Here is a 24,673-nt window from a genome sequence, read left to right on the forward strand (position 1 = left end):
GCGGCCGCACCCGAGAACGAGGAGACGACATGACCATCGAACGCGCCGACGTCATCATCACCAGCCCGGGTCGCAACTTCGTGACCCTCAAGATCACGACCTCCGATGGCATCGTCGGCTGGGGCGACGCCACTCTCAACGGCAGGGAGCTGGCTGTCGCCTCGTACCTCGCCGACCACGTCGCTTCGACGCTCATCGGTCGTGATGAGGATCGCATCGAGGACACCTGGCAGTACCTGTATCGCGGACCCTACTGGCGGCGCGGGCCGGTGACCATGGCCGCCATCGCCGCGGTCGACATGGCGCTGTGGGACATCAAGGCCAAGAAGGCGGGGATGCCGCTCTACCAGCTGCTGGGAGGTGCCAGTCGCGACGGCGTCCGCGTGTACGGTCACGCGTCCGGCCCCGACTATCCCGCGCTGAAGGACGCGATCGCGTCCTACATCGAGGCGGGGTTCACCGCTGTCCGTGTACAGACGGGCGTGCCGGGACTCGGGCAGATCTACGGCGTCGCGACCAGCAAGCCCGGAGTCCGCTACGACTATGAGCCCGCTCATCGCGCGGCGGACGGCAGCTCCGCCACGGCGCCCGTGGAGGAGGTCTGGGACACCCGCGCCTATCTGTCGCACATGCCGGGAGTCTTCTCCCAGATCCGCGAGGATTTCGGCACCGACGTGCGCCTGCTGCACGACGGACACCACCGCATGTCACCCATCGAGGCCGCCCGTTTCGCGAAGGACATCGAGCCGTACGACCTCTTCTGGCTCGAGGACTGCACCCCGGGCGAGGATCAGACCGCCCTGCGACTGGTCCGTCAGCACTCCACGACGCCGCTCGCGATCGGTGAGGTGTTCAACTCGGTGTACGACTATCAGACGCTGATCACGGAGCGACTCATCGACTACGTGCGCTCCGCGGTCACGCACACCGGAGGCATCACCGCAATGAAGAAGCTGCTCGACTTCGCCGCCGTGTACGGCATCAAGTCGGGCATCCACGGACCGACCGACATCTCTCCCGTCGGCATGGCCGCAGCTCTCCACCTCGACCTGGCGATCCACAACTTCGGGATCCAGGAGTACATGCCTCACAACACGACCACCCTCGACGTGTTCCAGACCTCCTTCCGCTTCGACCGCGGCTTCCTGCACCCCGGTGAGACTCCGGGCCTGGGGGTCGAGCTCGACGAGGACGCGGCATCGGCGTTCGAATACACGAAGGCGTACCTTCCCGTGAACCGACTGCAGGATGGAACCGTCCATGACTGGTGAGCAGATCGCCGTCGGGCGGCGTCCCCTCTCCGCCCGCACAGCCGAGGCGAGGCTGATCGTGGTGGTCCGTGCGGAGAACGCCGACGCATACGACCGCGTCCTCGAGACGCTCGTCGACGCCGGCGTCCGCAGCCTGGAGCTCACCCTCACCACCCCCGGAACCATCGAACGGCTCCCCGCCCTGCGGTCGACGTTCGGTGACGACGCCGATCTCGGGGTCGGGACGGTGACGAGCGCGGCTGAATTGGACGCGGCGATCGACGCCGGTGCCGACTACCTCGTGACGCCCATCACCTGTGCCGCCCTCGTCCAGCGCTCCGCCGAGGCCGGCGTGCCGATCGTGCCGGGTGGCCTCACGCCCACGGAGCTGTTCGCCTCCTGGCGCGCCGGCGCCTCCGCCGTGAAGATCTTTCCCGCGGGACAGGTCGGGGCGAGTTACCTCAAAGACCTCCGCGGACCGTTCCCCGGCATCGAGGTGATCCCCTCGGGAGGCGTGGATCTCGAGGGCGCGGCCGATTGGCTCGCCGCCGGCGCCGCCGCGGTGAGCGTCGGCGGACCCCTGCTGGGCGATGCTTTCCGCGGGGGAGACCTTCGCGCGCTGCGCGACAGGGCGGCACGATTCGTCGAGGTCTGTGCGAACGTGGGACGGGCATGAGGCCGATCTTGGGCCCCCCGCGCGTGGTCGCGGTCGGCGAGACGATGGCCCTGATGCGCACACGGGAGATCGGCTCGCTTCGCCACGCCCACGACCTCACTCTCGGCATCGGGGGCGCGGAGAGCAACGTCGCCATCGGGCTGCAACGACTGGGGATCGACGCCTCGTGGCTGGGCCGTGTCGGCGACGACCCGCTCGGCGAGCGGGTCGTGCGCGAACTGCGCGCGGAGGGTCTCGACGTGCGCGTGGTGGTGGACTCCACCGCGCCCACGGGTCTCATGATCAAAGAGCGTCCGACGAGCGCATCGACGGCGGTCTACTACTACCGCGCCGGCTCCGCCGGTTCGCGGCTTGCGCCCGGGGACCTGCCGCCGGGCTGGGTGGAGGAAGCAGACGTGCTGCACGTCTCGGGCATCTCCGCCCTCGTCTCAGAGGATGCGCGGGAGTGCATCTCGGAAGCGATCGAGCGCGCGCACTCCGCGGGGGTGCTCGTGAGCTTCGACATCAACTACCGCTCGGCGCTCGCGCCGTGCGAGGTCGCCGGCCCGATCCTCCGCTCTTTCGCCGAGCGTGCGGACCTTGTCTTCGGCGGGCCTGAGGAGCTCAATCTCATCGTCCCCGGCCTCGATCCGGCGGATGCCGCTCAGCACCTGGTGCGCGGTGGCCGTCGCGAGGTCATCCTCAAGAGGGGGGCTGACGGGGCCGCCGTCTTCACTCCAGATGGCGTCACCGAGGCCGCCGGCTTCATCGTCGACGTCGTGGACACGGTGGGTGCAGGCGATGCCTTCGTGGCCGGATACCTCAGCGGGCACCTGCAGGGGCTGTCCATCGCGGAGCGTCTGCGTCGAGCCAACGCCTGCGGCGCGCTACTGTGCATGAGTCCTGGAGACTGGGAATCCAGTCCGCGATCGGCGGAGGTCGAGCGGTTCTGCAACCCCGCGCTCGATCCGGTGTCGCGCTGAGGGACGACCCGTGCCGCAGACTGCGGGCGGCCGTGAGGCCCGCCCGCAGTTCGCCACCGCAGAGCCCATGCCGTACACTGGAACGTGCAGTAGAAGTCTGCATTCTTTCGCCGTGCCCGCCTTTCGGGCGGGTCTCGAACACCAAGGTCGAGGCGGAAGTGTGCGGGTGTCCGGGGTCAACCGACCTCTAGGGCGGTAGCTCAATTGGCAGAGCAGCGGTCTCCAACACCGCAGGTTGCAGGTTCGATTCCTGTCCGCCCTGCGCGTCAGCGGAAGCTGACACATGGAAGGTAGTCAGGTGGGTTCGATGGTTCAGGACGAACCGAACGGCGAGGTCGTCTCCAAGAGTGACGCCCCGCGCGAGAAGAAGCTCAACATCTTCGCGCGCATCGCCCTGTTCATCCGTCAGGTCTTCGCGGAGCTCCGCAAAGTCGTCACGCCGACGCGGCAGGAGCTGCTGAAGTTCACGGCCGTGGTGCTCGGGTTCGTCATCGTGATGATGGCGATCGTGTACGGACTGGACGTGCTCTTCGTCTGGCTCACGACCGTCGTATTCGGGACGCCGGCAGGCGCCACCTCCTGACCCCGGCGTGGACGACCGGCTCGGCACGAGCCATCCCGCGCCTTCGAAACGGAAGAGATCAAGTGTCTGAAAGATATACGGACGACGCCGACTGGGCGACCGCCGCAGAGCAGTCCTCGGAGGACGACGAGGCCCAGGAGGGCAACGTCCTCGCCGCCGAGGAGCACTCCGTCGAGCCCGCCGAGCATCTGGCCCTCCACGTCGTGGACGAGGACGGTGACGAAGTGGATGACTCCGACCTGGACGACATCGACATCGACGACCCGGAGGCCGACGCGATCGTGAACGACGCCCTGAACATCGACGAGGCCGCAGAGGTCGAAGCCGCTGCCGAGGTCCTCACCGACTCGCTCGCAGAGGAAGAGGCGGAGTACGTCGCCGCACACGCCGACGACATCACGCCGTACGACGGCCCGGACGTGAACGGCGACGAAGACGCTCCCGTGCTCGACTCCGAGTTCGTCGCGGAGGTGGATGCCGCGGCATCCGTCGTCGACGACGTCGAGGCGTCCGTCGACCCCGCGGACGCCGCTCCGGCCCCCGTCGACCTCGAGAGCCCCGAGCTCGCTGAGGCGGACGACGCGATCGCGGACGGCACCGCCGACGAGGACGCGGTCGACGAGGACGCCGACCCCTACGAGACATTCCGCACCGAACTGCGTTCACTTCCCGGCAAGTGGTACGTCATCCACTCCTACGCCGGCTTCGAGCGCAAGGTGAAGGCCAACATCGAGCAGCGCAAGTCGACGCTCGAGGTCGAGGAAGACATCTACCAGATCGAGGTCCCGATGGAGGACGTCGTCGAGATCAAGAACGGTCAGCGCAAGATGGTCACGCGCGTCCGGATCCCCGGCTACGTGCTCGTGCGCATGGAGCTCAACGAAGACACCTGGTCGGTCGTGCGTCACACCCCCGGTGTCACGGGCTTCGTGGGCAACGCCCACAACCCGACGCCGCTCCGTTTCGAGGAGGCCTTCAACATGTTGAAGTCGCTCGTCGAGATCAAAGAGGCTGCGCCGACCAAGGCAGGCTCCGGCAAGGGCGGCCAGGCTGTGGCGCGCAGCGTCATCACCGAGGTGGACTTCGAGGTCGGCGAGACCATCACGATCAAGGAGGGCTCGTTCGCGGGCCTGCCCGGTACGATCAGCGAGATCAAGCCGGAGAGCGGCAAGCTCACCGTGCTCGTCTCGCTCTTCGAGCGCGAGACCCCGGTCGAGCTCTCGTTCGACCAGGTGAACAAGCAGTAACAGAGACTTCCCGGAGCGATGCTCCGGAAGAACCGCGGCCCGGAGATGCCGGACGCGCGGGAGAGACGGATGCTTCGCACCTCGATCATCGAGGCTGCGCAAGTGCCGCTCGATGAAAGGAAAAGGAAATGGCACCGAAGAAAAGGGTGACCGGCCTGATCAAACTACAGATCAAGGCAGGCGCCGCAAACCCGGCACCGCCGATCGGGCCCGCGCTCGGTCAGCACGGCGTGAACATCATGGAGTTCTGCAAGGCGTACAACGCGGCGACCGAGGCCCAGCGCGGCAACGTCATCCCCGTCGAGATCACCGTCTACGAGGACCGCAGCTTCACGTTCATCCTGAAGACGCCGCCGGCCGCTGAGCTCATCAAGAAGGCCGCAGGCGTGGCCAAGGGCTCGCCGACGCCGCACACCACCAAGGTCGCGAAGCTGACCAAGGCTCAGGTGCGCGAGATCGCCGAGACGAAGCAGCCCGACCTGAACGCGAACGACATCGAGGCCGCCTCGAAGATCATCGCCGGCACCGCCCGCTCCATGGGCATCACGGTCGAGGACTGAGGGGATAGGAAAAATGGCTACCAAGTCCAAGGCCTACCAGGCCGCCGCCGCGAAGATCGCGGCTGACAAGTTCTACTCGCCCACCGAGGCCGTCGCGCTCGCACGCGAGACGGGCTCGGCGAAGTTCGACTCGACCGTCGAGGTCGCGCTGAAACTCGCCGTCGACCCCCGCAAGGCAGACCAGATGGTGCGCGGCACCGTCATGCTGCCCCACGGCACCGGCAAGACCGCCCGCGTCATCGTCTTCGCGACGGGTCCGGCCGCTGAGGCCGCGATCGCCGCAGGCGCCGACGAGGTCGGTGGCGCCGAGCTCATCCAGAAGGTCGCCGAGGGCTACACGTCGTTCGACGCCGCCGTCTCGACCCCGGAGCTCATGGGCCAGGTCGGTCGTCTCGGAAAGGTGCTGGGTCCCCGCGGCCTGATGCCGAACCCGAAGACGGGCACCGTCACCCCCAACCCGGCCAAGGCCGTCGAGGAGATCAAGGGCGGAAAGATCGAGTTCCGCGTCGACAAGCACGCCAACGTGCACTTCGTCGTGGGCAAGGCGTCGTTCTCGGCCGAGCAGCTCGACGAGAACTTCGCCGCCGCGCTCGAAGAGATCGTGCGTCTGAAGCCGTCCAGCGCCAAGGGCCGCTACATCCAGAAGGGTGCGGTGTCGACCACGTTCGGCCCCGGCATCCCGCTGGACGTCAACGCGCTCTGAGCCTGAACCACACGAAGGGGCTCCGCCGATCGGCGGGGCCCCTTTTGCATGCGCAGATGTGTCTCGAAGGACGTGATCCGGGCGTCTACCATTCGGGTCTGCACCTGGCAATACGCCGTCATCAGAAATGGTTCGCACCGCCGCACGTGTTGTACTTGTTCGTCATGCCCGGCCGCACAACCGGGCCCAATCACTGGAGCATCACAGCCAAATGTCACGCCGCACCGTCCTCTCCGCCGTCGTCCTCGCAGCCACGACCGCCCTCGCGCTGTCTGCCTGCAGCGCGGGCCCGTCCCCGGAATCGTCTGCCGCCGGCGACGAGTTCGGCCTCACCACGGCGGGCACTCTCACCGTGGCGACCGAAGGCACGTACCGACCGTTCAGCTTCCACGACGCGAGCGGCGAGCTCGTCGGCTTCGATGTCGAGATCGCCGAAGCCGTGGCCGACAAGCTCGGACTCGAAGTCTCCTTCCAGGAGACCCAGTGGGACGCGATCTTCGCCGGCCTGGAGGCGGGCCGCTTCGACGTGATCGGCAACCAGGTCTCGATCAACGCGGAGCGCGAGGAGAAGTACCTCTTCAGCACGCCGTACACCGTCTCACCGGGCGTGATCGTGGTCACCGACGACGACGACTCCGTCTCGAGCTTCGCCGACCTCGCAGGCAAGACGACCGCGCAGTCGCTGACCAGCAACTGGTACGAGCTCGCGCAGGCCAGCGGGGCCACCGTCGAGCCCGTCGAAGGCTGGGCTCAGGCGGTTGCGCTGCTGAAGCAGGGTCGGGTGGATGCCACCGTCAACGACAAGCTGACGTTCCTCGATTACGAGAAGACGGACGGCCCGACAGGTCTGAAGATCGCGGCCGAGACCGACGACCCGGCCAACAGCGCCTTCGCGTTCACGAAGGACAAGCAGGCCCTCGTCGACGCGGTGGACGGAGCCCTCGATGAGTTGCGCGCCGACGGCACGCTCGCCGAGATCAGCGACAAGTACTTCGGCGCCGACGTCACCTCGTAGATCACCACGGGCACGATCAGAGACGGGCACGATCAGCACAGTGGCGGACATGAGAGCGGCAGGCGGGGGGGAGTGACGTGAACGAGACCTGGACTCTGATCGTCGACTCCTTCTGGCCGCTGCTGTGGGCCGGGCTCCGCGGAACGATTCCGCTGGCGCTGGCGTCTTTCGCGATCGGGCTGGTGCTCGCGCTCGCCGTGGCACTCATGCGCATCTCCGCCAATCGGCTGGTGTCGGCGGTGGCGCGCTTCTACATCTCCGTCATCCGCGGCACCCCGTTGCTGGTGCAGCTCTTCGTCATCTTCTACGGGCTGCCCTCGCTCGGCATCGTCGTCGACCCCTGGCCGGCGGCGATCTTCGCCTTCTCGCTGAACGTCGGCGGGTACGCGGCGGAGGTCATCCGTGCGGCGATCCTCTCTGTGCCGAAGGGACAGTGGGAAGCCGCGTACACGGTGGGCCATTCGCACACCCGGGCGCTGACCCGCATCATCCTTCCGCAGGCCGCTCGGGTCTCGGTGCCGCCGCTGTCGAACACGTTCATCTCGCTCGTCAAGGACACGTCGCTCGCTTCTCTCATCCTGGTCACCGAACTCTTCCGCCAGGCGCAGGTCATCGCCGCGTTCACGTACGAGTTCATGATCATCTACCTCGAAGCGGCTCTCATCTACTGGTTGTTCTGCCTCGTGCTCTCCTTCGCCCAGAGCGCCCTCGAGAGAAGGCTGGATCGCTATGTCGCCCATTGACCCCGTCGACGACGATGCCCTCGTCCCACCTACGAAGACCACCTCCGGCCCCCTCCTGAGGGTGCGCGGACTCACCAAGAGCTTCGGCGCCAACCGCGTGCTGAACGGGGTCGACTTCGATGTGCAGTCCGGCCAGGTCGTCTGCCTCATCGGTCCGAGTGGATCAGGCAAGACGACGGTGCTGCGCACGTTGAACGGGCTGGAGACCCCCGACGACGGGGTCATCGAGTTCGCGGATGCCCCGCCGATCGTTTTCTCGACGCCGCCGACGAAGGCGCAGAGGTTCGCGTTGCGCGATCGCTCGGCGATGGTGTTCCAGCACAACAACCTCTTCCCCCACCTCACCGTGATCCAGAACGTGATCGAAGGACCTGTCCGGTCGCACGGCGTGCCGAAGGCGGTCGCCGTCGCGCGGGCGGAGGATCTGCTCGCACGCGTGGGTCTGAGCGAGAAGAGCGACGCGTACCCGTTCGAGCTCTCCGGCGGTCAGCAGCAGCGCGTGGGCATCGTTCGAGCGCTGGCCCTCGAGCCCGACCTGCTGCTCTTCGACGAGCCGACGAGCGCGCTGGACCCCGAGCTCGTGGGCGAAGTGCTGGTCGTCCTGAAGGAGTTGGCCGATGAGGGGTGGACGATGGTCATCGTCACCCACGAGCTCGCCTTCGCCCGCGAGGTCGCCGACGAGGTGCTCTTCTTCGACGAGGGCGTCATCCTGGAGCGCGGCGCGCCGAAGACGCTGCTGGGCAATCCGACGCACGAGCGCACGCGGCGGTTCCTCGACCGCATCCTGCGGCCGTTCGAGGGCTGAGGCTTCTCAGGCGTCGGCGCGCACGTCGAAACCGCGGTCGCCGGTGGGCGCGGCATCCGTCACCCGTGCGTCGTCCACACGAGAGCCGGGTGGCCCCTGCGCCATCCAGGCGAGCATGTCATCGACCTGGGATGCGCTTCCCTCGATTTCGGCCTCGACCGTGCCGTCACGCAGATTGCGCACCCAACCGGTGACCGGGATACCCTCGGCGATCATGCGTGCGGTGTAACGGTAGCCGACGCCCTGCACATCGCCCCGAACGATCACATGCACGCGTCTCATGGTTCCATCGTGCCCCGCCGACGGCCAGAGGTCGAGCCGGTGCCGGGCCCCACGCTCAGTGGGGGAGCACGAGCGAGATCGCGATCACGAGCATGACGACGGCGATCGCGCCGTCGAGCACGCGCCACGCGGTCGGGGTCGACAGCCAGCGGCCGAGATGGCGGGCGCCGTAGGCGAGACCGAAGAACCAGCAGAAGCTGGCGAGCATCGCCCCCGCGGCGAACAGCCAGCGGGTCTCACCGTGCGTACTGGCGATCGACCCGAGCAGGAAGACCGTGTCGAGGTAGACGTGCGGATTCAGCCAGGTCAGGGCCAGGCACGTCAGGACGACCGGTGCGAGTGCGACGCGGGTGCCGGCAGTGGTCGGGCCAGCGCGTGTCGTGGCAACGCCTTCTTCCGCGCCGGAGCCGGCGTGGAGTGCAGCGCCCGAGGGTCGCAGGGCGCGCCGGGCAGCCAGAACCGCGTACGTCGCGAGGAACAGCGCCCCCGCCCACCGCACGACATCGATGAGCCAGGGAACGGACTGCAGGACGAGGCCGATTCCCGAGACTCCCAGCATGATGAGTGCCGCGTCGGACGCCGCGCAGATCACCGCCACGGCGAGGACGTGCTGCCGCCGGATGCCCTGCCGCAGCACGAAGAGGTTCTGAGCGCCGATCGCGACGATGAGCGAAAGGCCGAGGCCGAATCCGGCGATCGCGCTGGTCATCATGACGTCGACGGTAGAACGACCAGCTTCTTCAGTCCAGCTCATCATTCTTCAGGAGCATTAGCATTGCTTAGGTGCGCATTGCTCTGGACCTCGCGGAAACCCTTGCCGCCGTCATCGACGAGGGTTCGCTGGATGCCGCGGCCCGGCGATTGCACGTGACGCCGTCCGCGGTCAGCCAGCGGATCAAGACGCTCGAGGAGTCGCTCGGCCGAGTGCTGCTGGTGAGGGCCAAGCCCGCGCGCGCCACCGACGCCGGCGTCGCCGTCGTCCGCCTCGCCCGGGAGGCGGCCCTTCTGGAGCACGACGCGCTCGCCGCACTCGGCGACACGGACGACACGACGGTCAGGATGACGGTGCCGCTCGCGGTGAACGCCGACTCGCTGGCCACGTGGTTCCTCCCGCCCCTCGCGCGTCTCTCGCTCGAGATGCCGGTCGTGTTCGATCTTCATCGAGACGATCAGGACTTCACGGCGGCGCTGCTGGAGGGCGGAACCGTGATGGGCGCGGTCACCTCGCGGGCCACCCCGGTCGCCGGGTGCCGGGTGAGCGTGCTCGGTGTCATGGCATACGAACCGGTCGCCACACCGTCGTTCGCGGCCGAATGGTTCGCCGGGGGTGCGACCGTCGACGCGCTCACCAGCGCGCCCGTGGTCGATTACGACCGACGCGACGACCTGCAGACGCGCTGGCTGCGCGAACGGGGAGTGGATGGAGCGAGGGCGCCGCGGCACTACGTCCCGGCCTCGCACGACTTCGCGACGGCGGTCGGGCTGGGACTTGGGTGGGGGCTTCTGCCTCGCTTGCACGCCGATGAGGGGCTCGCCACCGGCACGCTGGTCCGGCTCGACGGGGCGGGTATCGAGGTTCCTCTGCACTGGCAGCAGTGGAACCTGCGCTCGCCCCTCCTTCAGGCGGTGGCCGACACCATCATCGACGAAGGACGGCGCGTCCTCGATCCGCTGTGACGCGACGAGCAGACGCCGTCACGCGTCAGTCGTCGCTGAGGCGCAGCACGATCTTCCCGCGCGCGTGTCCGAGTTCGAGCTCGGCATGTGCGGCAGCGGCGTCGGCGAGGTCGAAGACCTTGTCGACGTACACCTGTACTGACCCGGAATCCAGCAGGCGCCCGATGGTCGCGAGCGCGCTGCCGTCGGGGACCACCTTGTAGCCGGTCGCGCGCACCCCGGCGGCTTCGGCCGCCTCGGCGTAGCCGGGGGAGGCGCCGGTCGGCACCACGATGTGGAGCCCGCCCGGACGCAGGACAGAGAGCGAGCGCGTGCTCGTCTGCTCGTGGGCGTTGCCGACGAGATCGATGACGACATCCATCTGCGACACGACGTCCTCGAACCGGGTGGTGGCGTAGTCGATGACCGTGGATGCTCCGAGCTCGCGCATCCACGCGGTGTTGTGCGACGACGTGGTCGCCGTCACGTGCGCGCCGAAGTAGTCGGCGATCTGCACGGCGAAATGCCCGACGCCTCCGCTGCCGGCGTGGATCAGCATCCGCTGCCCTTCGTGCGCGCGTGCCGTCTCGACCACGAGCCCCCACGCGGTGAGGGCGGCCAACGGCACGCCCGCCGCTTCGACGTGCGAGAGCGTCGACGGCTTCCTGGCCACGGACAGCGATGGAACGACGGCGTACTCGGCGTAGCTGCCGCCCGAGCGTGGGAACGGAACCATGCCGAACACCTCGCTGCCCGGCTGCAGCGGGTGCGACTCATACGGCGCCTTCACGACGATTCCGCTGAAATCGAACCCGAGCGCGACGGGGAAGTCCTTCAGCGAACCGGACAACCCCGCGCCCGCTCTCGTCTTGGCATCGATCTGATTGATACCTGCCGCCACCACCCTGACGAGAAGCTCGCTCAGCACCGGCGTCGGGACAGGGAGCTCACCCAGGTGGAGGGCGTCCGGACCGCCCGGGGCGTCGATGACCGCTGCGCGCATTCTCTCGGGAGGTTCGGGAACCTCGATCGGATCCGCCGTGATGGCGGAAGCTGGTCGCAGCGGCCGGAATCTCATCGGTCGCTCCCTCCACGTCCTGTCGTCGTCGGCAGCGCCGGCGCCTTGGAAGGCTCAGTCAACCCGGTCATTGTCTCGACCGTGTTACGCGGGTGCTAACGGGTCACTAAGCCTGCGGGTCGGCACCGCGGCGCCGGTCGGAGCTTCCCTGCGACATCAGGGGGTGACGCCGGCCGTGAGGGCGTGCAACAGGCGTGCGAGGTTGTGGATGTCGTCGACCGGCCAGTCCGCGAGCGCGGTCAGCAGGGTGTTCTCCTGGGGCTTGCGAGCCGCTTCGAGACGCTCGAGGCCGAGGGGAGTGGGAGAGAGCAGGCTGGAGCGGCCGTCCGCCGGATCCGCAGTCCGGCTGATCAGACCGAGGTGCTCGAGTTCGCGGACGGTCCGTGAGATCTGGCCCTTGTCGGCGGTGAGCAGGTCCGCGAGCGATGACTGCGTCACGCTCTCCTGACGCACGATCGTCGTGAAGACCTTGTACGCGCCGGGGAGCATGCCCGGACTGACGCGATTCGCATTCTCGGTGATGACGCGTCGGAAGCGATTGATGAGCTCGCTGAACTCGGCCTCGAGGGCGCGCACCGCTTCGGTGCGCGCCTCTCGAGTGTCGTTGTCGATCATCGTGGCCGATTCTAACCGCGGCGAGCGGATGCTCCGCCGGGGCCACGTCCGTCGGCGCCGGTCGTCTGCACACTGCCCGTAGCCGTCAGCACCTGCATGCCCTCGGGGACCGACACGGTGGCGAGGTCGGCTTCGCCGGCCGCCATACGCTCGCTGGTCGTCATGGTCGTGAGCGGCTTGTTCGGGAGGAACACGATCGCGATCAGGCTGATGATCGCGAACGGCACCGCGATGAGGAACGAGTGGGAGATGCCCTGGGCGTAGATGTCCTCGAAGATCACTCGGACGGCTTCGGGCATGGTCGACACCTGGGGCACCGTCCCGGCCTGCAGCTGTTGCGCGATGGCCGCACCCTTCTCGCCGAGAGCCGCGATGGCGGCACCCAGCTCGTCCTTGCGCTCGGCGACCAGCGAGGTCACCTGCGACGCGAGGGCGGCTCCCATCACGGAGACGCCGATCGTTCCGCCGAGGCTGCGGAAGAACGTGACTCCCGAGCTCGCGACCCCGATCTGCGTGGGCTCCGTCGTGTTCTGCACGATCAGCACGAGGTTCTGCATCGTCATCCCGACTCCCGCCCCCAGAAGGAACATGTAGAGCGAGACGAGCGCGAAGTTGGTGTCGTAGTGGATGGTCGACAGCAGGAACGATCCGGCGATCAGGAAGACCCCGCCGACGACCAGGAACGGCTTCCACTTCCCGAAGCGCGTGATCATGGCGCCGACGCCGATCGACGCGATCAGCAGCCCGCCGATCATCGGGATCGTCATGAGGCCGGCCTCGGTGGGGGTGGCGCCCCGCGCCAGCTGCATGTACTGGCTGAGGAAGACGGAGGCGCCGAACATCGCGATACCGGTGGCGATGGACGCGATGACCGACAGCGTGAAGGTCGGGTTGCGGAACATGGTGAGGGGGATCAGCGGCTCCTTCGAGCGCAGCTCCACGATCACGAACAGCACGAGGCCGAGGATCGCGCCGCCCACCATCAGGACGGTCTGCATGCTCCACCACTCGAAGCTGTCGCCGGCGAGCGAGACCCAGATGAGGAGGCTCGAGACGGCGGCCGAGAGCAGCACGATGCCGAGATAGTCGATGCTCGTCTTGCTCCGGGTGCGCGGCACGGTGTGCAGCGTCTTCTGCAGGATGATCAGAGCGAGCACGGCGAACGGGAGCGCGACGAAGAAGTTCCATCGCCATCCGAGCGAGTCGGTGATGACGCCGCCCAGCAGAGGCCCGCCGATCGTGGCGACGGCCATGACGGCCCCGAACAGACCCATGTACCGACCGCGTTCCCGCGGGCTGATGATGTCGGCCATGATCACCTGGCTGAGAGCGGCCAGACCGCCGGCGCCGATACCCTGCACGGCGCGGAAGCCGATGAGCATGTCGGGGCTGGTGGAGAAACCGGCGGCGGCGGTCGCGAGTACGAAGATCGCGATCGCTATCTGGATGAGCAGCTTGCGATTGAAGAGGTCGGCGAGCTTGCCCCAGACGGGCGTCGAGATCGCGGTGGTCAGCAGCGTGGCGGTGACCACCCACGTGTAGGCGGTCTGGGTGCCCTCGAGGTCGTGGATGATCACGGGGAGCGAGGTGGACACGACGGTCGATGCGAGCATCGAGACGAACAGGCCCAGCAGGAGGCCGGAGAGCGCTTCGAGCACCTGGCGGTGCGTCATCTTTGGCTTCTCGACGACATCCACGGCGGGAGTGGAGGACATGGTGTGGGCGGCTTTCTGGAAATCTGTATGTGCGGGTGCATGCGGCAGCGACGGCGCAGTAGTTGACTGACATCAACTATATAGATAATCGTTGACCCGTGTCAACTATTCCCTCGCCGGGCGTTCCAGGTGCGGAGGCGGACCGCGTCCGAACGCCGGCGTGACTCACTCCCGGTCGCTCTACGCGCGAAGCGAGTCGGAATGTCGGCGCGACGATCGGAGCTCGTGCGGAAGAGGCTCAGTCGGCGAGAGCGAGCGAGCGGAACATCTCGCGCGAGGGCGCTGCCGTCGGTCTCGCTGAGGGCGTCGTGCGCGGCATCCGCTCGACCCCATCGATGCCATCACCGGTCGGCGTCAGCGCCGAGCGCCGTTCGGTGGTGCGCCGGTAGAGCTCGTCGATGAGAGACGTCGCGAGGCCTACGAGCGTGCTGATCTCGCGTTCGTCGCGGTCGACCCAGGCGCAGCGCGGCTCGTCGCCGACGGGCACGAAGGCGTCGTGCTCCTCCCACACCACGAGTGTGCGTTCGGCGCCCAGCACGTGCTGCTGCCACCAGATCTGGCGCAGGTAGCCGCGCGGGATGCTCCGCCACGCCTTCTTCGTCGTCTTGATCTCGCACAGCATGACGCGGCCCGACGGGTCGACGGCGACGCCGTCGGGGGTGGCGAGGTGGCGCTTCTCTACGACCGCGTGGAACAGGGCGGATGACGGGGAGATGCCGTGGGTCGCGGCCACCCACGCGGCGATCTCGGGCTCGCGACGGCGACCGTGATCGGTGTAGGCGTTGCCCGAGAATCCCGAGCCGAGGAGCTTCGCATCGGCGGCACGGGCGATCGCGCGCTCCGAGGTGAGCGACGCGACGTCGGTGGCCGTGATCCCGCGCGAACGGGCCCTGATCCAGGCGACACGATCGCGGGAATCCGCGACGATGCGTGCGGCGAGTTCAGGGGTCACCGTTCGAGGCTAACCCCGGGTGCCGACGCGTGACGCCCGCGACACCCGGGACGCACGCACCGGCACCCGGCGCGCTGGCTAGAAGGCGGCGGCGCCGGCCTCGGCGACGGAGTGGTCCTGCTCGCCCGAGCCTCCGCTGACGCCCACTGCGCCGACGACGACGCCGTCGCGGGAGAGGGGGATGCCGCCGGCGAAGATGGCGACCTTGCCGCCGTTGGTGTTCTGGATGCCGAAGAACTGCTGGTTCGGCTGCGAGTTGTCGCCGAGGTCCTTCGTCGAGATGTCGAAGGCCTTCGACGTCCACGCCTTGTTGATCGAGATGTTGACGCTGCCGATCCACGCCCCGTCCTGACGGACGTGGGCGACGAGGTTGCCGCCCGAGTCGACGACGGCGATGTTCATCGGCTGGCCGATCTCGACGGCCTTCTTCTCGGCGGCGTCGATGACCCGACGGGCATCGGCGAGAGTGACAGTGGACATGGGTATTCCTTTCGATCGGGCGGGTGTTCCGGGACGGATGCCTCGGGTCGAGGCATCCGGTCCCGGTGTCTTCATGGAAGATCTGGTCGAGCGTGAGATTCGCGTCAGGCGGCGATGTAGCCGTTCGGATCCAGCACGTACTTCTTGGCGGCTCCCTGGTCGAATTCCGCGTAGCCCTGCGGGGCATCGTCCAGGCCGATGGGGGTCGCGTTCACGGCCTTCGCGATCTGCACCTTGTCGTGCAGGATCGCCATCATCAGCTGCCGGTTGTACTTCATGACCGGGCACTGGCCGGTGGTGAACGAGAGGGACTTCGCCCACCCCGTGCCGAGGCTGATCGAGAGGGCGCCGACCTTCGCCGCATCGTCGATTCCGCCGGGGTCACCCGTGACGTACAGGCCGGGGATGCCGAGCGCGCCCCCCGCGGCCGTGATCGACATGAGCGAATTGAGGACGGCGGCGGGAGCCTCGCGACCCGCGTCATCGCCGTGTCCGCGCGCTTCGAAGCCGACGGCATCCACGCCGCAGTCGACCTCGGGCACGCCCAGGATCTGTTCGATCTGCGCAGCCGGGTCTCCCCGCGAGACGTCGACCGTCTCGCACCCGAACGAGCGGGCCTGCGCGAGTCGGTCCTCATTCAGGTCGCCCACGATGACGACGGCGGCGCCGAGCAGCTGCGCGCCGACGGCCGCGGCGAGGCCGACCGGTCCGGCCCCGGCGACGTACACGGTGGAGCCCGGACCGACACCCGCGGTGTAGGCGCCGTGGAACCCCGTGGGGAAGATGTCGGACAGCATCGTCAGGTCGAGGATCTTCTCGAGAGCCTGGTCGCGGTCGGGGAAGACGAGCAGGTTCCAGTCCGCGTAGGGCACGAGCACGTACTCGGCCTGACCGCCGACCCAGCCGCCCATGTCGACGTAGCCGTAGGCGCTGCCGGGGCGGTCGGGGTTGACGTTCAGGCAGATGCCGGTCTTGCCCTCCTTGCAGTTGCGACAGCGTCCGCAGGCGATGTTGAAAGGCACCGACACGATGTCGCCGACCTTGACGAACTCGACGTCGGGCCCCACCTCGATGACCTCACCGGTGATCTCGTGTCCGAGCACGAGCCCGGCGGGAGCGGTGGTGCGGCCACGCACCATGTGCTGATCCGATCCGCAGATGTTCGTGCTGACGGTCCGGAGGATCGCTCCGTGCGGCACTTTGCGACCCACGTTCGCCGGGTTGACTCCCGGGCCGTCCTTGAGCTCGAACTCCGGATAGGGGGTGTCGACGACCTCGACCACGCCGGGTCCCTTGTACGCCACGGCTCTGTTGCCAGACATCAGTGTCCTCTCTGCGTGGGCCGCGGGGGCCCAGCGCGCGCGGGGTGATCCGCTCGCTCCAGCCTCACCGATTCTTTCGAGTGGTGCCATCGTCCCTCCGGGGCGTTCGGCCCACCCGAACGGGTGGGCCGCGGTACATTCATCGCATGGGATCAGTGCGGATCGCTCCGGGCGAACGGATCGCGGATGCCGCGGCATCCATCCCCCTCACGTCAGCGCCGGTCGATCCGATCGCCCTGCTTCGCGGCCTCGTGGACGTGATGGGCGGGCCCGCGACATCGACGGCCCGCAGGTTCTCGAGCCTCGTCGCGCCGCTCGTCGCGCACTCCGCAGTGATCGTGCTGGCCGCTGACACCGGTGGCGGGCAGCGCCAGGGCGCCGGCGACGCGACCTTCGCGCACGGCGTCTCGTTCATCGAGCTCGATCGGCTGCGCCGCGAACTCGCGCCGGGGTCGGTTCGCCGTGCTCCCGTGGAGGTGGGGGAGGGGTCCGTCCCGTCGCTGCAGGTCGTGTCGGCCAACGGCGTGCTGCTCCTGCTGTCCCGCCCGCACGATGACGGACCGGACGACGTCGTGCTCGCGCTGTGGAACGTCGTGGCGCTCCACCTGCAGGAGACGGCGGACGCGGCATCCCCCGACTACCTGCAGCAGGCACGGGCCAGTTCGGGGGTGCGGATGGAGGCGTTGACCGAGCTCGCCGACGAGTACTCCACGACCTTGGAGACCGTTCTGGCGGCGCTCCGTTCGACGAGCCTGGACGACCGCGGGGCCCGCCGGACCGCGACCGGGATCGCGGCGGAGGGACTCGTGCATCTGCGGACGGCGAGCGACCGGGTGCGCACCTTCACGGAGGAGCCCGTGGCCACCGCGTTCGAGAGGCTGCGCGACGACCTCCGCCCGCTCGTGCGCTACCGCGACATCGACGTGCAGTTCGTCGAGCCGCCGGTGAACGGCAGGGCCCTGCCCAGCGAGATCGCCCACGGTGCGCGGGCGGTCGTGCGGGGGTCGATCCTCGCGCTGGTCGACCGGCACGATGTGAGTCGGGTGCGGGTGCAGTGGGACTGCGACGGCACCAATCTGCTCATCAACGTGCGCGATGACGGACCGGGCGATCTCACCGGGGAGAGCGTGCAGCTGCTGCTCGTACGCCAGCGGGTCGTCGCGCTCAACGGCCGGCTGTCCTTCGAGGCGACCCCCGGGTGGGGGACGGAGATGTCGGTCGTGATGCCGTTGGATCCGCCGACCGCGCTCGCCGCGGAGTCGCCTGCCTGGGAGCTCGGCCCGCGGGAGGCCGAGGTGCTCGAGCTGCTGATCGCCGGGCAGCGCAACCGCGAGATCGCCACGCAGCTGGGCATCAGCGAGAACACGGTGAAGTTCCACGTGGCGAAGATCTTCCGCAAGCTGGGCGTGCGCTCGCGCGCCGAGGCGACCGCCTTCGTGCTGGCCCACCGACCGGGCATGTCGCGCCGCTGAGCTCGCGCGCCGGCCGCGCTCCGTCCGTGCACCCGACGCCACGTCGCGCTCTCGGCGAAGGCGCCGGAGGCGCCGCGCACGTCGGGGGAGGGAGAGGCGGGTGCCCGTCGATTTGGCTCGGGCACCGGCATCCCGTACTCTGGGAGAAGCCAAAGACCGCCGGTCATCGACGTGCGCGCAAGCGCACGGGATCGAAGCACTGCATCGCAGGGGCCCGCGCAGGTGTACGAACGAACTCCAGGGTTCCAGCTCCGTGCGCTTGCGCCGGAGCTTTTTTGTTGCCCGCTTCGGACCGGATGAGCGGATGCTGCGGCCGACGCCCCGTCATTGCGGAGCGTCTCTTACACACAAGGAGTGGCCATGGCGCAGAAGGATGCATCGGTCGCCGAGCTCACGAAGAACTTCGAGGACTCGACCGCCGTTCTGCTGACCGAGTACCGCGGTCTGACGGTTGCTCAGCTCAAGGAGCTGCGCAACAGCATTCGTCAGGATGCGGAATACGCCGTGGTGAAGAACACGCTGACGAAGATCGCCGCGAACAACGCGGGGATCTCGTCGCTGGACGAGGAGCTCACGGGCCCCTCGGCCATCGCTTTCGTGCACGGTGACCCTGTCGCCGTCGCGAAGGGTCTGCGTACCTTCGCCAAGGCGAATCCTCACCTCGTGATCAAGGGCGGGTACTTCGACGGTGCCCCCCTGACCGCGGATGAGGTCAACAAGCTCGCCGACCTCGAAAGCCGTGAAGTCCTGCTGGCGAAGCTCGCCGGCGCGATGAAGGCCTCGCTGTTCGGCGCCGCATATCTGTTCACCGCACCGCTGTCCAAGACCGTTCGCACGGTCGAGGCGCTGCGTGAGAAGCAGGAGTCCGCAGCCTAGGCCTCGGCCCCGACTGCGGTTGATTCGAAATACCAACAAGGAGAAACATCATGGCAAAGCTCACCACTGACGAGCTTCTCGACGCCTTCAAGGAGCTCACGCTCATCGAGCTCAGCGAGTTCGTGAAGAAGTTCGAGGAGACCTTCGAGGTCACCGCTGCTGCTCCGGTCGCCGTTGCCGGCCCCGCTGCCGCTGGTGGCGCCCCCGCCGAAGAGGTCGAGGAGCAGACGGCGTTCGACGTCGTGCTCGAGGCCGCAGGCGAGAAGAAGATCCAGGTCATCAAGGTCGTCCGCGAGCTCACCTCGCTCGGCCTCGGCGAGGCCAAGGCCGTCGTCGACGGTGCACCCAAGGCCGTCCTGGAGGGTGTCTCCAAGGAGGCGGCCGACAAGGGCAAGGAAGCACTCGAGGCTGCCGGCGCGACCGTCACGGTCAAGTAGTCCACTCGCAAGAGTCAACGAAGGCCCCGGATGCTGCATCCGGGGCCTTCGTGCGTTCTCGGCGCCTCCGACCGAGGCTCACTCGCTCCCCGAGGTGGCCACCGTCACGCGGGGTCGGAGGGGGGCGGTGGAGTTGCGGACGATCAGTCGGGGCTCGATCTTGATCTCGACCGGGTCGGCGGTGGGTTCGGCGAGGGTCTGCAGCAGCAGTCGCACAGCGGCCGCACCCTGCTCACGGGGCCGTTGCTGCAGGGTGGTCAGCGCGAACATGTCCGCGTATTCGTGGTCGTCGATGCCGATGACGCTGAGGTCGCTGGGCACCTGGATCGCCAGACGCCGCGCCGCGATGATCGTGCCGATCGCCACCTCGTCGCAGACGGCCAGGACAGCTGTGGGGCGCGACCGCGGGTCGCTCAGCAGGTCGACGGATGCCGCGTACCCACCCTGCAGCGTGATGGGGGAGCGCGCGTGCACCATCGAATCCGCGAGTCCGGCGGCCGTCATCGTCGAGACGTATCCGCCGTAACGACGGCGGTCGACGTTGGCCCAGTGCCCGTCGGCGTCCCCTCCGACGAAGGCGATGTCGCGATGGCCGAGGGCGATGAGGTGATCCGTCGCGCGCGAGACGGCGTTGTCGTCGTCGATCGAGATGGCGCTGGTCGCCCCGCCGTCGCCGACCACACTGACGATGGGCCGGCCGATCGTCAGCAGCCGCTCGATCTCGCGATCGCCCGGCTCGAGGCCCACGGCGATCAGACCGTCGAATCTCTTGCGGGCGAGGAAATCGTCGAAGATCGACGCGCGACCTGAGCTCCCCGGCTTCGCGTCGTACAGGGTGAGATCGAGGCGCGCGTCGAGCAGAGCATCCTGGATGCCCTCGAGCACTTCAGCGAAGAACCATCGGTTCAGGTAGGGCATGATCACGCCGATGTTCTGCGTGCGTCCGGTGACCAGGCTCGCCGCGTTGCTGGAGGCGACGTAGTTGAGCGACTGGGCCGCGGCCTCGACGCGGGATCGCGTCGAGGCGGAGACGTATCCGCGGCCGGTGAGCGCGCGGCTGGCGGTGGCCTTCGAGACGCCCGCCAAGCGTGCGACGTCCGTGATCCCGCTCATGGGCTGCTCCCTCCTTTGGGGCGGCGACGCACTGCCGGCGGTGGGGTGCGCGTGACCAATATCAGAACATAGCGACTCCTGTTCCGTTTCTGGAACCGGTTTCACGTACCGATATGAAGCCGTAATGCCCGTGGGAGCGATCCCATGGGGGTTATCGAGTCGTGATGAAGTTGCCTTGCATTCCCTGGGATACATCGCCTAACGTGTCTGTGGAATCGGTTCCCGGTGGGTCGGGAACGGTTCCGCGCGCAACTCGCGCCGAGGACTCAAGGAGGAGCAATATGAACGGAATGCGATCGAGCAGCCGTCGACGTCTGGTGTGGGGGATCGGTGTCGCCACCGTCGCCACGCTCACGCTGGCAGGCTGCGCCGAGGGCGGCGACAGCGGCGGCTCCGGCTCCGCATCCGGTGGAGCGGGCGAGACCGTCCGCATCTCGGGCGGTATCACGGGCACGGAGGCCGATGCCCTCAACCAGAGCTTCGAGAAGTTCACGGCCGACACGGGCATCAAGGTCGCCTACACCGGTGACAAGAGCTTCGAGGGCAACATCGTCACGAAGGTGACCGGTGGCGACGCCCCCGACATCGCGATCGTCCCGCAGCCGGGTCTGCTCAAGACCCTCGTCGAGACCGGCGAGGTTCAGCCCGGGTCCGACGCCGTCAGCGCCAACGTCGACGAGTACTGGGACTCCGGGTGGAAGTCGTACGGCACGTTCGACGACACGTTCTACGCGGCGCCGATGCTCGCGAACCTCAAGGGCTACGTCTGGTACTCGCCGGCGCAGTTCGCCGAGTGGGGCGTCGAGGTCCCCAAGACGTACGACGAGCTGCTCGCTCTGACCAAGACGATCCAGGAGACGACGGGAACCGCCCCGTGGTGTGCCGGATTCTCGTCCGACGCCGCGTCGGGCTGGCCGGGCACCGACTGGATCGAGGACCTCGTCCTGCGTCAGTCGGGCGCCGACGTCTACGACCAGTGGGTCGCCGGTGACGTGAAGTTCACCGACGCGCCCATCAAGGACGCGTTCGACGCCGTCGGGGAGATCCTCCTCAACCCGAGCTACGTCAACGCGGGCTTCGGTGACGTCAAGAGCATCAACTCGACCGCCTTCGCGGACGTCGCGGCCAAGGTCGCCGACGGCACGTGCGCGCTGACGCACCAGGCCTCGTTCCTCTCGGCCAACTTCCTCACGGTGAAGAACGCCGCGGGCGAGACCCCGACGATCGCCCCCGACGGTGACGTGTACGCGTTCATCCTCCCGGGCATCAAGGAAGGCGAGCTCGCGGTCGAGGGCGGCGGCGAGTTCGTCGCCACGTTCTCCGACTCCGAGGCAGTGCAGAAGGTCGCCGAGTACATGTCGACGCCCGAGTGGGCAGACGCCCGTGTGAAGCTCGGCGGCTCCATCTCGGCCAACAAGGGCGCCGACCCGACGCTTGCTTCGAGCGAGTTCCTGGTCGAGGCCATGAAGGTCGTGCAGGACCCGAACACCACGCTCCGCTTCGACGCGTCCGACCTCATGCCGGCCACGGTCGGTTCGGGATCGTTCTGGAAGGGCATGGTCAACTGGATCGACGGCAAGCCCACCGACCAGGTGCTGAGCGACATCCAGGCCGGGTACGCGAACTGACCTTCGCGGCCGCCTAGCCACCCCTGAGCCTCGGCGGGACCGTTCGCATCGCGAGCGGTCCCGCCGAAGGCTCTCCCTCTTCTCCGGCCGATTCCGGCCGCAACGTCTGCACCGCATCCAAGTCCACCGCCGTACTCGGAAGGGTCCACATGTCCGGCACCAAAGAAGCCCCCACGACGGGGGCGATCCCCGCTCCCGCGGGAGATACGCACTCGGGAGAGTCCCCCTCTCCCCGGAACAGGACCACGCTGCTGGTCGTGGCCGTCGGCCTCATCCTCGTGGTGGCCCTGTTCCTGTTCATGGTCACCCGCGCGCCGGTCGAGACCAGGCCGACGACGCTCGGCTTCTCGCTGAACAGCTTCTTCATCTGGCTGGGCGGCCTGAATCCCATCATCCAGATCCCGCTCATCCTGGTGGTCTTCGGTGCGGTGGTGGGTCTCATCCTGCTGCTGATCGAGTACGCGCCCCGTTCGGGCAAGGGGTATTTCTGGCTCCGACTGATCGCGTGCTTCGCGATCCCGACGCTCGCGTTCATGCTGCTGCGGCCGTACCAGAACGCCGTCATCTGGGTCATCGGCATCGCACTCCTCCTCGGCGCGATCCTCTTCTACGCCGACTACCGGTCCCGCCAAGGCGCCGGCTACCTGTTCCAGCTGGTGCTCTTCACGGCCCCCGCGGCGATCCTGCTGCTGGTCGGCCTGATCTACCCCGCGATCTCCACCGTCTGGCAGTCGTTCTTCGACAAGACGGGAGAGACGTTCGTCGGACTCGAGAACTACATCTGGACCTTCACGAACCCCGAAGGCTTCTGGTCGGTCATCAACACCATCATCTGGGTGCTGCTGGCCCCCACGATCGCGACGGTCGTCGGCCTCGCGTACGCGGTGTTCATCGACAAGGCGCGCGGCGAGAAGTACCTCAAAGTGCTCATCTTCATGCCGTTCGCGATCTCGTTCGTGGGTGCCGGCATCATCTGGAAGTTCGTCTACGACTTCCGGCAGGGCGACCAGGTCGGCGTCCTGAACGCGATCGTCACGTTCTTCGGCGGCCAGCCGGTGTCGTGGCTCGACGCGCAGCCCCTCATCAACACGTTCCTCCTTCTGGTGGTGTTCATCTGGAGCCAGACGGGCCTCGCGATGGTCATCCTGTCGGCAGCCATCAAGGCGGTGCCCGCGGAGCAGATGGAGGCGGCGCAGCTCGACGGGACGAACGCGTGGGAGCGGTTCATCAACGTCACCGTCCCCGGCATCCGCTCGTCCCTCATCGTGGTCGTCACCACGATCGCCATCGGTGCACTGAAGGTCTACGACGTCGTCGCCGTCATGACCGGCGGTCGCGCGAACACCACGGTGCTCGCCTTCGAGATGGTCAACCAGCAGCAGCGATTCCAGAGCTACGGTCACTCCGCCGCACTGGCCGTGGTGCTGTTCATCTTCGTGTTGCCGTTGATCATCTTCAACGTCAACCAGATCCGCAAGCAGAGGGAGATCCGATGACCATCGGAACCGTGGTGATCGAGCCCAACCTCGACCCGCGATCGGCCCGTCAGGTCGAACGCGAGACGCGCAAGCACGAGGCGATGGCACGTCGTCGCCTCACTTCCAAAGGAGCGACGATCGCCGCTGTGGCGATCGCGTTCTTCTGGACGATCCCGACGTTCGGCCTGTTCGTGACGTCGTTCCGCCCGGGTGCCGACACGCAGTCGACCGGCTGGTGGACGGTGTTCACCGACCCGAACTTCACGCTGGAGAACTACTCGCTGGCGCTGACGTCGGGCGGAACCGCGCTGACGCTCGGTGCGTCGTTCCTCAACTCGCTGGCGATCACGATCCCGGTGGTCATGTTCGCGCTGGCGATCGCGTCGCTCATCGCGTACGCCTTCGCGTGGATCGACTTCAAGGGACGCAACTTCTTCTTCGTCTTCGTGTTCGCTCTGCAGATCGTGCCGTTGCAGATGGCCCTCGTGCCGTTGCTCAGTCTGTTCTCGCGGGGCCTGACGATCAACGAGGTGACGATCTTCCCCGGCTTCGACCTGCGGGGCATCGAGCACTCGTTCGCCACGGTGTGGATCGCGCACACGATCTTCGCAATGCCGCTGGCGATCTTCCTCCTGCACAACTTCATCGCGGAGATCCCTCACGAGGTCATCGAAGCGGCGCGGGTGGACGGGGCCGGTCACGGGCAGATCTTCTTCCGGCTGATCCTGCCGCTGGCGGCGCCGGCGCTCGCGTCGTTCGCCGTGCTGGAGTTCATCTGGGTGTGGAACGACCTGCTGGTGGCGACGATATTCGCGCCATCCACATCTCTCCCGTTGACACAATCGCTGAACTCCCTCTCGGGCACGTGGGGAGACCAGTGGTTCCTTCAGGCGGCGGGTACCTTCATCTCGATCCTCGTGCCGCTGATCGTGTTCTTCGCGCTGCAGCGCTTCTTCGTGCGGGGTCTGCTCGCCGGGGCCACGAAGGGCTGATCGGGCATCCATCGACGAAGGGCGCGTCGCATT

At 67.6% G+C, this 24,673-nt stretch carries 26 protein-coding genes and 1 tRNA gene; 18 read left to right on the top strand and 9 right to left on the bottom strand.

Annotation, left to right across the window (positions count from 1 at the left end):
• The first annotated feature begins 29 nt into the window (after positions 1–29).
• The 11 genes from manD (at position 30) to ACFM35_RS01360 (ending at position 8,544) form a co-directional block, all read left to right on the top strand.
• Entirely contained in the window at positions 30–1,271 is a 1,242-nt protein-coding gene (manD, locus tag ACFM35_RS01310) for a D-mannonate dehydratase ManD (protein WP_378837374.1), read from the top strand.
• Positions 1,261–1,926, top strand: coding sequence for a bifunctional 4-hydroxy-2-oxoglutarate aldolase/2-dehydro-3-deoxy-phosphogluconate aldolase (locus ACFM35_RS01315; RefSeq protein ID WP_378837376.1), 666 nt, complete (start codon positions 1,261–1,263; stop codon positions 1,924–1,926). Before manD ends, ACFM35_RS01315 begins: the two co-directional genes overlap by 11 nt.
• Entirely contained in the window at positions 1,923–2,888 is a 966-nt protein-coding gene (locus ACFM35_RS01320) for a sugar kinase (RefSeq protein ID WP_378837379.1), read from the top strand. Before ACFM35_RS01315 ends, ACFM35_RS01320 begins: the two co-directional genes overlap by 4 nt.
• Positions 2,889–3,077: 189 nt before the next feature.
• Positions 3,078–3,150 (top strand) — tRNA-Trp (locus ACFM35_RS01325).
• Between the two features lie 45 nt (positions 3,151–3,195).
• Complete coding sequence (gene secE / locus ACFM35_RS01330; protein WP_378837382.1) at positions 3,196–3,471, top strand: preprotein translocase subunit SecE; 276 nt, start codon at positions 3,196–3,198, stop codon at positions 3,469–3,471.
• Positions 3,472–3,533: 62 nt separating this feature from the next.
• Complete coding sequence (gene nusG, locus ACFM35_RS01335; protein ID WP_378837385.1) at positions 3,534–4,718, top strand: transcription termination/antitermination protein NusG; 1,185 nt, start codon at positions 3,534–3,536, stop codon at positions 4,716–4,718.
• 128 nt (positions 4,719–4,846) lie between these two features.
• Positions 4,847–5,278 carry a 50S ribosomal protein L11 gene (gene rplK, locus ACFM35_RS01340; protein ID WP_378837388.1) on the top strand — a complete coding sequence of 144 codons (432 nt, stop codon included), beginning with the start codon at positions 4,847–4,849 and terminating at the stop codon, positions 5,276–5,278.
• A gap of 13 nt (positions 5,279–5,291) precedes the next feature.
• Positions 5,292–5,981 (top strand): 50S ribosomal protein L1, encoded by a 690-nt coding sequence (gene rplA / locus ACFM35_RS01345; protein WP_378837391.1) that lies wholly within the window; start codon positions 5,292–5,294, stop codon positions 5,979–5,981.
• A 211-nt stretch (positions 5,982–6,192) separates the two neighbouring features.
• Positions 6,193–6,996: an amino acid ABC transporter substrate-binding protein gene (locus tag ACFM35_RS01350; protein ID WP_378837393.1), complete on the top strand. Its 804-nt coding sequence runs from the start codon at positions 6,193–6,195 to the stop codon at positions 6,994–6,996.
• Between the two features lie 77 nt (positions 6,997–7,073).
• Positions 7,074–7,739: an amino acid ABC transporter permease gene (locus tag ACFM35_RS01355; protein ID WP_378837399.1), complete on the top strand. Its 666-nt coding sequence runs from the start codon at positions 7,074–7,076 to the stop codon at positions 7,737–7,739.
• Positions 7,726–8,544 (top strand): amino acid ABC transporter ATP-binding protein, encoded by an 819-nt coding sequence (locus tag ACFM35_RS01360; RefSeq protein WP_378837402.1) that lies wholly within the window; start codon positions 7,726–7,728, stop codon positions 8,542–8,544. Before ACFM35_RS01355 ends, ACFM35_RS01360 begins: the two co-directional genes overlap by 14 nt.
• A 6-nt stretch (positions 8,545–8,550) precedes the next feature.
• On the opposite strand, the gene ACFM35_RS01365 is transcribed toward ACFM35_RS01360, so the two are convergent.
• Both ACFM35_RS01365 and ACFM35_RS01370 read right to left on the bottom strand, forming a co-directional pair.
• Complete coding sequence (locus ACFM35_RS01365) at positions 8,551–8,826, bottom strand: acylphosphatase (protein WP_378837404.1); 276 nt, start codon at positions 8,824–8,826, stop codon at positions 8,551–8,553.
• A gap of 55 nt (positions 8,827–8,881) precedes the next feature.
• Positions 8,882–9,538 (bottom strand): LysE/ArgO family amino acid transporter, encoded by a 657-nt coding sequence (locus ACFM35_RS01370; protein ID WP_378837407.1) that lies wholly within the window; start codon positions 9,536–9,538, stop codon positions 8,882–8,884.
• Between the two features lie 71 nt (positions 9,539–9,609).
• On the opposite strand from ACFM35_RS01370, the gene ACFM35_RS01375 reads away from it, so the two are divergent.
• Complete coding sequence (locus ACFM35_RS01375) at positions 9,610–10,503, top strand: LysR family transcriptional regulator ArgP (protein WP_378837409.1); 894 nt, start codon at positions 9,610–9,612, stop codon at positions 10,501–10,503.
• Between the two features lie 25 nt (positions 10,504–10,528).
• Here the strand turns inward: ACFM35_RS01375 and ACFM35_RS01380 are convergent, their stop codons facing one another.
• The 6 genes from ACFM35_RS01380 to fdhA form a co-directional block, all read right to left on the bottom strand.
• A complete protein-coding gene (locus ACFM35_RS01380; RefSeq protein ID WP_378837412.1) occupies positions 10,529–11,560 on the bottom strand; it encodes an NADP-dependent oxidoreductase in 1,032 nt (343 codons plus the stop codon).
• A gap of 156 nt (positions 11,561–11,716) precedes the next feature.
• Positions 11,717–12,175, bottom strand: a complete 459-nt coding sequence (locus ACFM35_RS01385; protein WP_378837414.1) for a MarR family winged helix-turn-helix transcriptional regulator — start codon at positions 12,173–12,175, stop codon at positions 11,717–11,719.
• A gap of 11 nt (positions 12,176–12,186) precedes the next feature.
• The gene (locus ACFM35_RS01390) at positions 12,187–13,890 is read right to left on the bottom strand and encodes an MDR family MFS transporter (protein WP_378837416.1); all 1,704 of its coding nucleotides are present in this window, start codon (positions 13,888–13,890) and stop codon (positions 12,187–12,189) included.
• A 238-nt stretch (positions 13,891–14,128) separates the two neighbouring features.
• Positions 14,129–14,842, bottom strand: coding sequence for a YqaJ viral recombinase family protein (locus ACFM35_RS01395; protein WP_378837419.1), 714 nt, complete (start codon positions 14,840–14,842; stop codon positions 14,129–14,131).
• A 78-nt stretch (positions 14,843–14,920) separates the two neighbouring features.
• Positions 14,921–15,322: a GlcG/HbpS family heme-binding protein gene (locus tag ACFM35_RS01400; protein WP_378837421.1), complete on the bottom strand. Its 402-nt coding sequence runs from the start codon at positions 15,320–15,322 to the stop codon at positions 14,921–14,923.
• 104 nt (positions 15,323–15,426) lie between these two features.
• The gene (gene fdhA / locus ACFM35_RS01405) at positions 15,427–16,644 is read right to left on the bottom strand and encodes a formaldehyde dehydrogenase, glutathione-independent (RefSeq protein WP_378837424.1); all 1,218 of its coding nucleotides are present in this window, start codon (positions 16,642–16,644) and stop codon (positions 15,427–15,429) included.
• Between the two features lie 146 nt (positions 16,645–16,790).
• Between fdhA and ACFM35_RS01410 the strand changes: the two genes are divergently transcribed.
• The 3 genes from ACFM35_RS01410 to rplL all read left to right on the top strand — a co-directional run bounded on the left by ACFM35_RS01410 (position 16,791) and on the right by rplL (position 19,429).
• Entirely contained in the window at positions 16,791–18,116 is a 1,326-nt protein-coding gene (locus ACFM35_RS01410; protein WP_378837426.1) for a LuxR C-terminal-related transcriptional regulator, read from the top strand.
• Between the two features lie 360 nt (positions 18,117–18,476).
• Positions 18,477–18,992: a 50S ribosomal protein L10 gene (gene rplJ / locus ACFM35_RS01415; protein ID WP_378837428.1), complete on the top strand. Its 516-nt coding sequence runs from the start codon at positions 18,477–18,479 to the stop codon at positions 18,990–18,992.
• A 50-nt stretch (positions 18,993–19,042) separates the two neighbouring features.
• Positions 19,043–19,429: a 50S ribosomal protein L7/L12 gene (gene rplL / locus ACFM35_RS01420; protein WP_378837431.1), complete on the top strand. Its 387-nt coding sequence runs from the start codon at positions 19,043–19,045 to the stop codon at positions 19,427–19,429.
• Positions 19,430–19,507: 78 nt separating this feature from the next.
• Here rplL and ACFM35_RS01425 read toward each other — a convergent pair whose 3' ends face one another.
• Complete coding sequence (locus ACFM35_RS01425) at positions 19,508–20,542, bottom strand: LacI family DNA-binding transcriptional regulator (RefSeq protein WP_378837433.1); 1,035 nt, start codon at positions 20,540–20,542, stop codon at positions 19,508–19,510.
• A 290-nt stretch (positions 20,543–20,832) separates the two neighbouring features.
• Here ACFM35_RS01425 and ACFM35_RS01430 point away from each other — a divergent pair, with 290 nt between their 5' ends.
• From ACFM35_RS01430 to ACFM35_RS01440, 3 genes are all read left to right on the top strand, one after another.
• Entirely contained in the window at positions 20,833–22,170 is a 1,338-nt protein-coding gene (locus ACFM35_RS01430; RefSeq protein ID WP_378838607.1) for an ABC transporter substrate-binding protein, read from the top strand.
• A 149-nt stretch (positions 22,171–22,319) separates the two neighbouring features.
• The gene (locus tag ACFM35_RS01435; RefSeq protein WP_378837435.1) at positions 22,320–23,666 is read left to right on the top strand and encodes a carbohydrate ABC transporter permease; all 1,347 of its coding nucleotides are present in this window, start codon (positions 22,320–22,322) and stop codon (positions 23,664–23,666) included.
• Positions 23,663–24,640 (top strand): carbohydrate ABC transporter permease, encoded by a 978-nt coding sequence (locus tag ACFM35_RS01440; protein ID WP_378837438.1) that lies wholly within the window; start codon positions 23,663–23,665, stop codon positions 24,638–24,640. Before ACFM35_RS01435 ends, ACFM35_RS01440 begins: the two co-directional genes overlap by 4 nt.
• Positions 24,641–24,673 lie beyond the last annotated feature (33 nt).

This window comes from Microbacterium songi, from assembly GCF_042747925.1.
GTDB lineage: Bacteria > Actinomycetota > Actinomycetes > Actinomycetales > Microbacteriaceae > Microbacterium.